Annotated in this window: 9 protein-coding genes and 1 pseudogene; 4 read left to right on the top strand and 6 right to left on the bottom strand. The window is 64.4% G+C overall.

Going from position 1 to position 12,870, the window contains the following annotated elements; all coding sequences use genetic code 11:
- A pseudogene (locus AC1DHX_RS14220) lies at window positions 1-793 on the bottom strand (hypothetical protein); the annotation flags it as partial.
- Window positions 794-1,423: 630 nt separating this feature from the next.
- Between AC1DHX_RS14220 and AC1DHX_RS14215 the strand changes: the two are divergent.
- Complete coding sequence (locus AC1DHX_RS14215) at window positions 1,424-3,301, top strand: hypothetical protein (RefSeq protein ID WP_476863749.1); 1,878 nt, start codon at window positions 1,424-1,426, stop codon at window positions 3,299-3,301.
- 153 nt (window positions 3,302-3,454) lie between these two features.
- Here the strand turns inward: AC1DHX_RS14215 and AC1DHX_RS14210 are convergent, their stop codons facing one another.
- The 5 genes from AC1DHX_RS14210 to AC1DHX_RS14190 form a co-directional block, all read right to left on the bottom strand.
- Complete coding sequence (locus AC1DHX_RS14210) at window positions 3,455-5,083, bottom strand: alpha-amylase family glycosyl hydrolase (RefSeq protein ID WP_476900149.1); 1,629 nt, start codon at window positions 5,081-5,083, stop codon at window positions 3,455-3,457.
- The gene (locus tag AC1DHX_RS14205; protein WP_476900148.1) at window positions 5,080-6,033 is read right to left on the bottom strand and encodes a carbohydrate ABC transporter permease; all 954 of its coding nucleotides are present in this window, start codon (window positions 6,031-6,033) and stop codon (window positions 5,080-5,082) included. The genes AC1DHX_RS14210 and AC1DHX_RS14205 overlap by 4 nt, the downstream gene beginning before the upstream one ends.
- Window positions 6,030-7,103, bottom strand: coding sequence for a carbohydrate ABC transporter permease (locus tag AC1DHX_RS14200; RefSeq protein WP_476859757.1), 1,074 nt, complete (start codon window positions 7,101-7,103; stop codon window positions 6,030-6,032). The genes AC1DHX_RS14205 and AC1DHX_RS14200 overlap by 4 nt, the downstream gene beginning before the upstream one ends.
- Before the next feature lie 79 nt (window positions 7,104-7,182).
- A complete protein-coding gene (locus AC1DHX_RS14195) occupies window positions 7,183-8,502 on the bottom strand; it encodes an ABC transporter substrate-binding protein (RefSeq protein ID WP_476900147.1) in 1,320 nt (439 codons plus the stop codon).
- 150 nt (window positions 8,503-8,652) lie between these two features.
- On the bottom strand, window positions 8,653-9,660 hold the full coding sequence (locus AC1DHX_RS14190) for a LacI family DNA-binding transcriptional regulator (RefSeq protein WP_476859759.1): 1,008 nt from the start codon (window positions 9,658-9,660) through the stop codon (window positions 8,653-8,655).
- 463 nt (window positions 9,661-10,123) lie between these two features.
- Here AC1DHX_RS14190 and AC1DHX_RS14185 point away from each other — a divergent pair, with 463 nt between their 5' ends.
- The 3 genes from AC1DHX_RS14185 to AC1DHX_RS14175 all read left to right on the top strand — a co-directional run bounded on the left by AC1DHX_RS14185 (window position 10,124) and on the right by AC1DHX_RS14175 (window position 12,869).
- The gene (locus AC1DHX_RS14185) at window positions 10,124-11,425 is read left to right on the top strand and encodes a hypothetical protein (RefSeq protein ID WP_476859760.1); all 1,302 of its coding nucleotides are present in this window, start codon (window positions 10,124-10,126) and stop codon (window positions 11,423-11,425) included.
- Between the two features lie 363 nt (window positions 11,426-11,788).
- Window positions 11,789-12,436: a DUF4230 domain-containing protein gene (locus AC1DHX_RS14180; RefSeq protein ID WP_476900146.1), complete on the top strand. Its 648-nt coding sequence runs from the start codon at window positions 11,789-11,791 to the stop codon at window positions 12,434-12,436.
- Between the two features lie 175 nt (window positions 12,437-12,611).
- Window positions 12,612-12,869, top strand: coding sequence for a hypothetical protein (locus AC1DHX_RS14175; RefSeq protein WP_476859762.1), 258 nt, complete (start codon window positions 12,612-12,614; stop codon window positions 12,867-12,869).
- The last annotated feature ends 1 nt before the right edge of the window (window position 12,870 follow it).

The following is a 12,870-nucleotide window of genomic DNA, read 5'->3' as shown; positions in this document are numbered from 1 at the left end:
GTGCGACCCGGGGCGTGCCGGCGATTGTAGGTGCCGGTCCGGTAAGCGAGCCCTTGGCAATCACTGTGGTGGGTGCCGAATTTTTGGTCACCGTCAAATAACCGGCCTTAGAGCCGGTGACGCTTACGGTGGTGGTGCTTCCAGCGTCAGTGGCGGCCAGARTGTAGGTGCCCGCGTTGGCTCCGGCGATGGCAACCCCCGAGCGGTACCACTGATATCCGAGAGTGACTGGGGAAGGGCCCCAGCTGCCAGCGTTGGCCGTGAGCGTCGAACCGACTTGTCCGGTGCCGGAAATGGTCGGAGTGGACCCGGCCAGAAGACCCTTGAACGTCGTTGACCAGGAGGAGACGGCATCAGGGGCCAGTGCATAGCCTGCCCGCGCCTTTGCGGTTACTGTTACTGTGCCCGTTCCGGGGTACGTGCCGGCGGAGACAACCTTGCCGTCGACCAGGTAATCGACGCCGGACTTGGCTGGGATCGTGTAGGTATCGCCCGTCGTGCCGTCCTTGTCCGTGACGGTCACTGCGGCCGGGGTCACTGCGGTCGGAGGGGCTTCATCGGTTACGGTGACGGTTTTCAGTATCTTGAACCACGTGGATTCGTTGCCCCAGGTGTCGGTCAGAGGATAGAGCTTCACGGCCCACTGTCCGGGCGCGGCCCCCTGCGGAATGGTAATGGTGTGTTTCCAAACGCCGTCCTTGATGGTTCCGGAAGCCAAAGTCATGCCGCCAAAGCCCTGGAACTGGCTACTGCCCCACGCATCGGGGTCGGGGTTGACCCAGGTGGCGATCATGGTCGGCGTTTCCACTCCAGTGTCGTCGCGCAGATGAATAGTGATATTGATCGTGGCCGGCCCATTGTGGAGATTGAGGTTCGTCGTTGTGACGGACTGACTTACAAGCGCTGGTCCTGCCATATCGGATGCTCTTGCCGGAGCCGCGGATAGGAGTCCCAGCGTCCCGAAGAGGAAACCAGCGACCATTAGGATCACCAAGGAACGGGCGCGATTTAAGACGGGCATGAGTTTCCCCCAAAGTCTTGCCAGCGAAGGGCTGAGTGAGGCCTGCATGAACGGCAGACAGGTGAATCATACACATGAACCTTCAACTGTCAGGCCTTACTGCTAGGGCAGCGGGCACTCACTGTCAAAATCCAGCGCCGTGGTGCTGATACCGAGCCGGGCGCTGACTCGCCCGAAATTCCTCTCCGGTGAGGAGACACAGTTAGCTCCTGCGTTGGGACCCATTGATCGTCACATTTTGACTCGAGGATGTCTTAGTTCGAGGCCAGCAGTCGGCATACATGTCCGCGCGTCCGGGCATGGCATAGTTCTCTCAGCTGAATGTCGAAGTTGTTGAATAAATATGGGGGATTTATGTCAAAGTCTTGCCGAGCGGCAATCTTTTCATCGTGGACGCGACGCATGGCTGCGGCAATTGTGGTCACCGTAGCGGCTGCTTCTGCCGGCGTCATGCCTGCGGACGCTGCCGTCCAGGACACCGAAGGCCCTTTGATCCTCACCACCTGGATTTCGCACAATCGCATTGACGTCATAGACGGACCCGTGCAAGTCACGGTGCGGGTCGAAGTCCAGGATCAGGGCTCGGGACTGGCCGCGGGATCCCCGTGGCTGGACCCCGTGACATCGGGATTTGAATCTATCCCCGGTCAATCAATGGCTTTGGTCTCCGGCGACCGCTACCACGGAACTTACGAGACCACCTTCTCCTTCCCGGAGTTCAGCCGCAGCGGCGACTGGGCTTTTGTTCCTCGCATCATCGATCTGGCAGGCAACAGCCACTTGTCCACGTCTGGAGACGCCTACGGCAGCATCGGGCTATATCCGAGCGTTGTATCTGTGGTGGACGGGAGCGCGCCAAGAGTGACGACCACGCTCAGCAAGAACATCGTCGATATTACCGACGGACCGGCCAGGGCGGTCCTTTCCGCCAAAGCTTACGACGACGGGATTGGTATTCCCGCCGATGCCAGGATCATGGTTGATGCCCACATCGGATCCTCGAGCACTGGATGGTACGTTCGCAATTCGTCTGCCGACCCGCACATGGCATCCTTTGGAGCAACTCTCGATTTTTCCAAGTACAGCGCCGAAGCCGATTCACGTGGCTTGCACAAATACTGGATCACTGGTATCGCAGACGGCAACGGCAACTCAAGCAGCCTCGGCGGGCACTACGTCGGCGAGGTTATGGTGGCCACTCGGCCGCTGCGTGCAAAGCGGCCCGACCTGCGCGCAAGCGACGGAATCGTCACAGCAAGCTGGGCGGCACACACCGACTTGCTAGGTATCTATGAATATGAAACCGAGTTTGCTGGACAGGACAGCGTTCGCAGCGTCCGGACATCCGAAGAAACACGGGCGTCCGTAAACGATCTGCCCGCAGGCACTTACACCGCGCGGGTCAGGGCAAGGAATCGGCTCGGATGGGGGGAATGGACCACGGCTTCGGACCCTTTGGTCCATACCCCCGGCACGCTCGTCGGCAACACGCCGACTGTATCCGGCACGGCCACGGTCGGCCAGATGCTGAGCGTTGCGACCGGCACGTGGAACGCGGGCACGACGTTCGCATACCAGTGGCTGGCCGACGGAGCGGCAGTGACGGGGGCCAACAGTTCCACGCTGGTGCTGGGTCCGGATCAATCCGGGACTGCAATCACGGCTCGGATCACTGCGTCTAAGCCAGGTTACTTGACACAGACTCGTACGAGCGAGCCTACGGCCAAGGTCGGCACAGCTACGCTCGCCGCCAGTACGCCAACTGTTTCCGGAACAGCGACGGTCGGACGGACGCTAAGTGTGGCGGCCGGGACATGGAGCGCGGGCACCATGCTTGCATACCAGTGGCTGGCCAATGGAACAGCAGTGCCAGGGGCTACCAGTTCCAAGCTGGTCCTGGGCCCGGATCAAGACGCCAAGACGATCACCGTTCGGGTCACCGGGTCCAAGACCGGCTACACCACCCTCTCTAAGACTTCGGCCGCAACGGCAGCGGTGACCAAGGGCGCTCTTACCGTCACTCCAGTTCCTGCGATCACGGGGACCACTAAGGTCGGGTCGACGCTGACTGCGGATCCGGGTGTATGGGGGCCGGTTCCGGTCACTCTCAAATACCAGTGGTACCGGTCTGGCGTKGCCATCATCGGGGCTAACGCCGCGGCCTACAGGCCCACGTCCACCGACATTGCCACGTCCCTGACGGTCAAGGTCACCGGGTCCAAGCCCGGCTACACCACGTTCTCYCGCACTTCTGCCCCAACAGCGGCGGTGGCGAAATGATAGAAGGCCCCCGTCCACGGCACGATGGCGAAGACAAGATTCGCTAGCTAGCCGTGCTGGCTGCCACTTGGCAAAAAAGGGCCGTCCGCGTTCTCACATGAAAACGTGGACGGCCCTTTTCGTCTGGCAGATCGGCTCTGTAGCGCTGCAGCCTCAGTCCCGCAGCACCCAGGCCGCATTGTTCGGCTGCAGCCAGCCGTCCTCGGCCAGCGGCGCTGCGCTGAGCAAGACCGTGCCAGCCGGCAGTTGCACGGGCTCGCTGCCCATAGCGACAGCGACGAGGAAGTGCTCGTTGCGTTCGCAGATGAGGAGGTTTCCGGCCTCGACCCGCCAGCTGCCGCCGTCGTCCGCGGTGAAGACCTCGTTCTTCCACAACTGACGGCGCAGCTCCAGTGCCGCCTTGGTCAGGTTCAGGGCGGACTCCGGGTCCTGCCGCTGGAGTTCGATTGCGTGCGCGCCCCAGTCCGAGGGGATCGGGAGCCAGGGTTCCGCGGCGGGTTCACCGAGCGAGAAGCCGTGGTTCGCCGCCGCCTCCTCTGTCCATGGCAGCGGCAATCGGGCGCCGTCGCGGCAGACTCCGCCGCGGGCCCACATCGGATCCACCCGGGCCTCCACCGGGACGTCGACCTCGGGCAGCCCGAGCTCTTGGCCCTGGTAGATGTAGGCCGCGCCGGGCAGTCCGAGCAGAGCCACGAGTGCCGCCCGGGCCCGGGTGCTGCCCAGTTGGCCGCCGCCGAACCGCGTGACGGTGCGGACGATGTCGTGGTTTTCCAATGCCCAGGTGGGGGCGGCGCCGTGGAGCTGCCGGGCGGCCTCGAGCTCGTTCCCGACGGCGGCCCACGCCTCCGGGTCCCAGCCGAGTTTCACGAAAGCGAACGCGAAGGCCTGCTGCATCTCGTCGGCACGGGTGTAGCGCGCGGCGCGGGCCGGCTCGAGGTTGACCTCGCCCACCAGCAGCCGGTGCGGCTCATACTTCTCGGCGAGGGTGCGCCAGCGGCGGTAGACCTCGTGGACATCCTCCTGGTCCGAGACCTGCGGGTTGGACCGCAGCCCGTCCACCACCCCGCCCGTGGAGGGCGAGTCCGGCAGCCCGTCAGCCTTGAACAGGGCATGCGCGACGTCGATGCGCAGCCCGTCCACGCCCTTGTCGAACCAGAAGCGCAGCACGCCGTCGAAGTAATCGCCGACGGCGGGATTCCGCCAGTTCCAGTCCGGCTGCCCGGCCGAGAACAGGTGCAGGTACCAGTCGGGGTCCGTCGCCGAACCCGGATTTGCGCGGCTCCAGGCCCGGCCGCCGAACACGCTCTGCCAGTTGTTCGGCGGGACGTCGTCGGCGGAGCCTTCAACAAAGTGGAACATGTCCCGCTCCGGCGACCCCGGGCCGGCCGCGAGGGCCGCCTGGAACAGCGGGTGTTCCGAGGAGCAGTGGTTGGGGACGACGTCGAGCAGGATCCGCAGGCCCAGCGCGTGCGCCTTGGAAAGGAGCGACTCGAACTRTTCCATGGTGCCGAACAGCGGGTCCACGCCGCAGTAGTCGGTCACGTCGTAGCCCTGGTCCACCTGCGGGGAGGGCTGGAACGGGGTCATCCAGATGCCGTCGACGCCGAGGGCGGCGATGTACGGCAGCCGGGCAATGAGCCCGGCGAGGTCGCCCACGCCGTCGCCGTCGCCGTCGGCGAAGGAGCGCGGGTAGACCTCGTAGATGACGGCGGACTGCCACCAGTCGGGGGCGGGCGCCATCGTGGTTTCCTCGACCGGGTCCACGTGCGAAACAGGGCTCATTTGCTCGCGCCCGCGGTGAGGCCTTCGACGATCCGTCGCTGGAAGATCAGCACCATARTGACCAACGGTACGGTGACGATCACGCCGGCGGCCATCTGTTCGCCGAAGGGCGCCTGGAATTCGGTGGCGCCGGTGAACTTGGAGATCGCCACCGTGGCGGTCTGGATCTTGGGGTCGTTGATCATGGACAGCGCGATGATGAACTCGTTCCAGCTGTGGATGAAGGTCAGGATCGCGGTGGTGAAGACGCCCGGCGCGGCGAGCGGCAGCAGGACCCGGCGGAACGCCTGCCACTTGGTGCAGCCGTCGATCATCGCGGCTTCTTCAAGGTCGAACGGCAGGGCCTTCATGAACGTGGTGAGGTTCCAGACCGCCAGCGGGATCGCGAAGGACAAACTGGGGACGATCATCGCCTGGTAGGTGTTGATCCAGCCGAGGTCCGTGAAGAGGCGCAGCAGCGGCACCACCACGGAGATGCCGGGGAACATCGACGTCGCGATGATCACGCCCAGGATCACCGACTTGAAGCGGAAGTTCAGCCGGGAGATCGCGTAGGCGGCGAACACGCCGAGCAGCAGCGCGAAGACCGTGGTGGTGCCGGCCACGATCAGGGAGTTCAGCAGGGCCTGGCCGAACATGGTGGAGCCGTCGAACACCTTGGCGTAGTTCTCCAGCGAGAACGGGGCCGGCAGCAGGGTGTTGTCGAAAATGTCGGCGGTGCGGCGGAGGCTGGAGACCAGCATCCAGTAGAACGGCGCCAGGCAGTAGGCGAAGATCAGCGCCAGGCCCAGGTACACCGAGTAGGAGCGCCAGGTGCGCGGCGTTTTCGGCTTGCCTGTGTTCGATTTGCCAGAGCGGCCGACGGCGGTGCTTGCGTCGGGGACGACGGCGCCGGAGGCGCTCGGTGCACCGGAGTCGGTGGCGGCGTTGCGGAGGTCGGAGATGGTCATCGGGTGGCCTCGGCCTTCTTCTGTTCAGCGATTTCCAGTTCAGAGATTGCCAGGGTGCGGATTGCCTTGGTGCGGGACTTCTTCGAGATCAGCTTCAGTTCCTTGGCGCCGGTGACATCGGCGCCGAGCACCTTCACGAAGACGATCGCGACGACGGCGACGTACAGGAAGAGCATGATCGCGAACGCGGAGGCGGAGCCGTAGCGCAGCTGGTTGGACTCGTCCCAGGCCAGCATGGAGAGGGTTTCCACAGATTCCTTGCCGGGGCCGATCAGCACGAAGGGCAGATCGAACATCCGCAGCGCGTCGAGCATGCGGAACAGCACGGCGACCAGGAGGGTGGGCTTGACCAGCGGGAGGGTGATGGAGCCGAGCTGGCGCCACCAGCCGGCGCCGTCGATCTTGGCGGCCTCGTAGACTTCGCCGGGGATGACCTGCATGCCGGCGAGGACCAGGAGTCCGATGAACGGGGCGGTCTTCCAGACTTCGGCGATGATGATGGCCGCGCGGGAGGCGGTGCCCTCGGCGGTCCAGAGGATTTCGCTGCCCAGCAGGGTGTTGGCGATGCCGTCGGACTGGAAGATCCAGCGCCACAGCAGGCCGGAGACCGCGGTGGGCACGGCCCAGGGGACCAGGATGCTGGCGCGGAGGAAGGACCGGCCACGGAAGGCGCGGTTCATGGCGAGGGCCAGGCAGAGGCCCAGGACGGTTTCGAGGAACACGGTGGTGATGGTGAAGAAGGTGGTGTTGCCGAGCGCGTTGAGGAAGCGCCGGCCGGTTTCGCCGACGAAGAGGTCGGCGTAGTTGGCCAGGCCCACGAAGGATTCGACGTCGGCGACGAAGCCGTCCGCGTCCAGTCCGGATTCGGCGCGGTAGAGGGACTGGTGCACCGCGGCGAGCAGCGGGTACACGATCACCAGGGCCAGGACCAGGATGGTGGGGGAGAGCAGCAGTGCGGCCATGCGGCCTTCGCCGGGAGTGCGGTTGCCGCGGTGGCCGCGTGTGCGCGGGTTGGCTGGTTGGGGCGTGCCGGTCTGCGCGCCGGCGGGCGGGGCGGTCGTCGTCGTCATTCTGGGAACCTCACTGGGGTTGCAGCTGCCGGGCCGGCCGGGGTGGACCGGCCGGCCCGGCAGTTGCTACGGGGCGGAATTACTTGGCGGAGAGCTCGGTGAGCTTGGCCTGCATGTCGTTCAGGGCGGTGTCCGTGTCCTTCTTGCCGGTGATCGCGGCGTAGGCCTCCTCCTGGATCGCCTTGGTGGTGGCGCCGTACTGGACCACCTTGGGGCGCGGCTGGGCGTTGTTCAGCGAGGTCAGCAGGGTGGGGAAGAATGGGCGCTTGGCGACCACGGCCGGATCCGCGTAGAGGGAGGCGTACGCCGGGGCGCGGGAGGACAGGGCGAGGCGCTTCTTGGCCTGCTCCTCGCTGGTGAAGAACTTGATGAACTCCAGGGCGGTGGCCTTGTTGGCGGTGAAGGGCGAGACGGCGAGGCTGCGGCCGCCGAGGGTGGAGACGCCGGGGCCGTCGGTGCCCGGGATGGAGGTGATGCCGAACTTGCCGGCCACCTTGCTGGAGCCGTCCGTGGCGCTCAGGGAGGCGTGCAGGAAGGGCCAGTTGCGCAGGAAGACGAGCTTGCCGTCCTGGAACGCGCGGCGGCCCTGCTCCTCGAGGTAGGTGATGGCGTCGGAGGGGAAGAGTCCTTCCTTGAAGCCGTCCACCAGCAGGTTCAGGCCCTTCTTGGCCTCGGCGGTGTTGACGGTGGGCTTGCCCTCGGCGTCCACCACGGTGCCGCCGGCGGAGGCCACGGCCTCGGCGAAGTTGACCGTGAGGGCCTCGTTCTTGTCGAACTGGCCGGCGTAGCAGGACATGCCCGCGGCCTGGGGGAGGGCCAGGATGGCCTTGCAGGCGGTCTTCATTTCGTCCCAGGTCTTGGGCGGGGCGGCGATGCCGGCGGCCTTGAGCAGGTCCGAGCGGAAGTAGAACAGCGCGCCGTCGGTGTAGTACGGGGCGCCGACCAGGGTGTCCCGGTACGTCGCGGCGTTCACGGTGGCGGGGATCATCTTGTCCGAGGGGACAGCGTCCGCAGGCAGCGGCATGATCCACTTGTTGGCGGCGAACTCGGAGGTCCAGACGACGTCCAGGTTCAGCACGCTGAAGGTGTCCGACTTGATCTGCGCGTTCTKGATGAGCTGCTGGCGCTGCTGGTCCGCGGAGTCCGGCAGTTCGATGAACGTGACCTTCTCATCCGGGTGGGCGGCGTTCCATTCCTCGATGCTCTTGTTTGCGGCACCGGAGGCGTCGCGGTTGGAGACGTAGTTGATGGGGCCCTTGCCCTCGAAGGACGCGGCGGCCTTCGGGGCGCTTTTCGCTTCCGTGGCGGTCCCGCCGCAGCCGGTGAGGGCGACGGCGGCGACGGTCAGGGATGCGGTGGTGGCGAGAAGAGTCTGCCAGGTGCGGCGGCGCTGCCTCATGTGTTGCTCCTTGTTGATTGGGGTGGTGCGAGTCGGTTGGTGCGGGTGGTTTGGGGCGTGCGGAATCGCGGCGGGTTGCCTGGTGGCACGGGGGAGTGCCGGCTGTCGCCGTGGGTGGTGGTGTTTGGGTCTGGGCTAGCTGGTTCGTTCTTAGGTTCCGGGCGGGGCCGGGTTCGCCGGAACCAGGCTCGGGGGCGCGGTGGAGCCGCGCTCGATCAGCCGGTGCGGCATGATCTTCGGCCCCAGGTCGCGGGAGCGGAGCAGCTTCTTCACGGCCATCCGTCCCATCTCCTCGAGCGGCTGGGCCATGGTGCTCAGCGGCGGGTTCACGTGCATGGAGGTGGAGGTGTTGTCGAAGCCCAGGACGGAGACGTCTTCGGGCACCCGGAGGCCGCGGCGCTGCAGTTCATTGACGACGGCGGCACCCATCTCGTCGCTCATCGCGAAGATGGCGGTGAGTTCGGGTTCCTGCTGGAGCAGTTCGTCGACGCCTGGGGCGCCGCTTTCGTAGAAGAAGCTGCCGGTGGTGGTCACAGGGGTGCAGTTGGCTTCGGTCATGGCGCGGAGGTAGCCCCGTTTGCGGGGTTGGGCCACGTAGATCGACGCCGGGTCCCCGGTGAGGAGACCGATCCGGCGGTGGCCGAGCCGCAGCAGGTGACGGGTCGCGTCGTAGGCTGCCTGTTCGTCGTCGATGGCCACGCTGGGGGAGCCGGACTTGTCGCTGATGGCGACGGAGATGATGGGGACGTTGGGGCCCAGCAGCTGCCTGGTCTCCGGCGTGATCACCGCGGAGATGAGGATGACGCCGGCGGCCCGGTAGGTGCGCAGGGTGCGGAGGTAGCCGGCGATGTAGGCGGACTTGGCGCCGGTGCGGCCGAGCATCACGGCGTAGCCGCGTTCCTGGGCTTCCTCCTCGACGCCCTGCATGACCTGGGACGCCAGGGCATCGGAGACCATGGGGGCGAGCAGTCCGATCACGGAGGTCTGCCGGGTCTTGAGGCCACGGGCCAGGTAGTCCGTTTCGTAGCTGAGGCTCTTGACCGCAGTTTCGACGCGTTCGCGTGTCTCGTCGGAGTAGCCGACCAGACCGTTGACCACCCGGGAAACAGTGGCGGGGGAGACGCCGGCGTGCTTGGCGACATCGCGGATAGTGACCACTGTTCCTCCTCCCTGAGGGTGTCTGCGGGTGTTAGTGAACGGCTCGCACTGAAGTTGCGCAAACGGTTTACGTAAACGGTTTCGTTAGGTGCAGGTTCAACAGTAAAGGGTGCGCGAGGGATCGCGTTGCGTTTCGTAAACGGCGCCGGCCGTCAGCAGGACGGCGGCACCCAATTTCGGTGTCGGCGTCGTACTGAAAGCGCGGGGCGGAGGGCTTCATGCCCCGGTTCACCGGCCGCCTCAGGCTCCCGCCCACTTTCCGACCCGACCACACTCGCGTTTGCCCCGGCCAACAGCGTTTTGGTAGGTAAGAGTCTCTTAGTCGAGGAGTTTGACCGCGCCGCGAACTGCCAAGCCAGCATCCATGAATACAATCACGAGAGATCCAAGGCGGCACTGGCGGATTCTCACCTTCAGCCGCGTTCACACCTCCGGGAGAGGTGCAACCACAGAGGAGTAAGCGATGACCAACATCGAGAGCATCACGTTGGAAACGGAGCTCGTCGGCGAGGACGCCACGCGTGACATTGCAAAGGCGGTAAGTGCTCGTCATTCGATCGCTCGCAAGTACGTCATGCGGCTCCGGCGGCGGCATCCGGACGCAACGCCCGCTGAGGTCATTCAGATGTTGGAGCGTCACTACGGCACCTCGATCACCACTGCTGGTGCCCTCATTAGCGCCGGAGCGATCGCGGCTGATATTGGTATCGCGATGATTCCTGGAGTCGGGGCGGCAGCAGCTGGCATGAAGAGTGCGGGCCAACAGGCTGCCAAGAAGACTGGCAAGGAAGCCGTCAAATTTGCCGCAAAGAGTGCTGCGAAACAGGCCGCAAAGAACATGGCGCTGGGTACTGCGAAGAACGGTGCACAGCGAGCCGCTGCTCTCCTTCCCGCAGGCGATGAGCAGTTGCAGTTCGAGATCACCGCGGTTTTCGCGCTCGCTATTGCCGATATTCACGGAATGGACCTCGACAAAGACCAGGCCCTCGCCCTTGTCTACGGACTCTCGAACGAACGCGTTAGCCAGAAGCAGATCGCAACGATGGCGACGGACATATCGAGCGCGTCGTCTGAAGGCGTTGTCGGCGTTGGCAATAAGATCGCTGCTGGCCGCACGGACTGGTCGCACTGGGCGAACACGCTCGCGGACACCCTCCCTGGAGGCGCCGCGCAGAGTTTGGTTCGGACCATGGAGACGGGTCAGCTGGACGTCGTGCGAGAAAATTTGAGTGGAAAGCAGCAGGCAACGATTGAATACGGCGTTGGAGCCTTGGCGGGAGGAGTGACGCGCTTCGTGTTCGGTCGCGAAGTCGTCATGGCAGCCCGGGCAGCGTTCGCCGATGCCCCGGATATGTTCCCCGAACATCTTGCGGTCAATGCGAAGGATGACCTGAACTCCGAAGACAGCGAGTTCGAACAGAACCGAGCACTCGCCGCAATGGAAGACGCCGCGAAGTTGACTGGTAACTGGATTGCTGGCACTGCCAACACAGTCGGAGGCGGCGTCGCAACGGGCGCTGCAGCAGTCGGCGCCGGGGTAGCAACCGCGGCAGACACGGTATCGCGCGCGTTCCGGAGTGTAGACATCGACGGGGACGGAATCCCGGATGAGCCCCAGGCCCTCACAGCGGTCAAGGGCGTCGGTGACGCCATCGCCGGTACGGCAGGCACCGTCGGCGGGAGCGTGGCAGGTTTGTTCAAACGGAAGAAGCGAGGCGAACAGGCGCCGGGCGGGTCTGAGACCGGCAGTGAGGAAGCGGTCTAGAAATATCCCGGAGGTTGCGCGGCTGCGGAACGCGGTGGAGTTGAGAGCCCTTCCGTCCAGTAAGCGGCGCAGTCCAGAATCACTGAACTGTGTCGGGCTCCTTCGACACGCAGGGAACTATCCGGCTGGTTCATCGTGGAGAAGCCCTATCCCATCGGACGGCCTAGCCGCGTCACGGTGTGGAGGGCACACTCGCATAAGCTCGCACCCGCAACTTCCAAGACCGGTGGGCGCGCCATTATCGGCCGGCCCCTGCGTACATATATGGTTCGAGGGGACTTGACACGGCGATCTGTCGTGCCCGTTCAGCCCCGCAGAATTCCGAGGGTATCGACGTCGAACGAAACTGGAGACTGAATCGTCGTGAACTTTTTCAAAGCAGTCATGAAGTTCTTCAAAGCACGGGTTCTGCTCTGGCCGGCCCTGCTAATCACTCTGCTGGTTGTCGGGGGAGCGGCCGCCGCATTCGCATCCGGTGGACTCAACGCCCTCGCCCTGAAGTCCCTGTTCAGCAGCAGCTCCAGCGAACGTGATTCGCAAGTRGTCCAGGCCGTCACGCGCGTGCAAGAGGTCGCCCTGCTCAGCCTTCACATGGAGGGCCTCAATAGGTACGAAAGCAATAGGGAGATTTTCGGCGTGGCCATACCCGCGAGCGAGAAGACGACGCTGGTTCAGTACGAGTTTGACGCCAAATTAGGCGTCGACGGGTCGCAGGTGAAGATCGAACCCACCGGCCCGAAATCGTTTCGTGTGACCCTGCCTCAATTCACTGGCATCGGCTTTGACAACCCCGACTTCAAAGACCCCCTTGAGAGCAACAACACTCTTGGCTGGTTGGCCGAGCCAGCCGTCCAAACGCGGATGGTCAACAACATCCTCAGCGATGAGAACAAGCAGAAGTACATCTCCCAAAATGAAGAAGCGCTGAAAGAGCAGGCCAAGGTGTTTTACTCTGGAATCATCAAAAGCGTTGATCCCGAAATCACCGTCGACTTTGAGTTCGCGGAGTAGATACCTGCCACCCCAGGTTCTCGCCCAGGAACCCGCGGTGGGGTGCTCCTACTTCCGGAGTGATGACTGTTACGCCGCAGTATGCCGGTGAGCCGCGGCTGGATGGGGGAACCCACCGGACTCGCCACCGCGTAAGGTGCCTCTCCTTGTCAGACCGTCCGCTTACAGTGCTTCCATGACTTTCGATGGAACAACCCCTGAACCGACGACGAAACGCACTGCCACGCGCAAATGCCCGATTTGCGGCAGCGAAGCCTGGCGAATCGCGTACGGGATGATCATGCCGTCGGACCGACGAGAGATGCCGAAAACGGAGTTCGCCGGCTGCGCGATCATGGTAGAAGAGCGCATCCACCCCACCACGGGCAATGTCGAATTGGGTACGGCCAAATGGGCATGCCAAGACCCGGAGTGCCGGCACCGCTGGTGGTGAG

It is taken from the genome of Arthrobacter sp. 05N33_2, from assembly GCF_056397425.1.
The sequence above is the reverse complement of the archived record's forward strand: the minus strand, read 5'-3'. Positions and strand labels throughout refer to the sequence as shown.

Bases quoted from the DNA above. Each gene is read 5' to 3' on its own strand.
- AC1DHX_RS14200 (WP_476859757.1), bottom strand. From the start codon at position 7,103: ATGACGACGACGACCGCCCCGCCCGCCGGCGCGCAGACCGGCACGCCC.
- AC1DHX_RS14185 (WP_476859760.1), top strand. From the start codon at position 10,124: ATGACCAACATCGAGAGCATCACGTTGGAAACGGAGCTCGTCGGCGAG.
- AC1DHX_RS14175 (WP_476859762.1), top strand. From the start codon at position 12,612: ATGACTTTCGATGGAACAACCCCTGAACCGACGACGAAACGCACTGCC.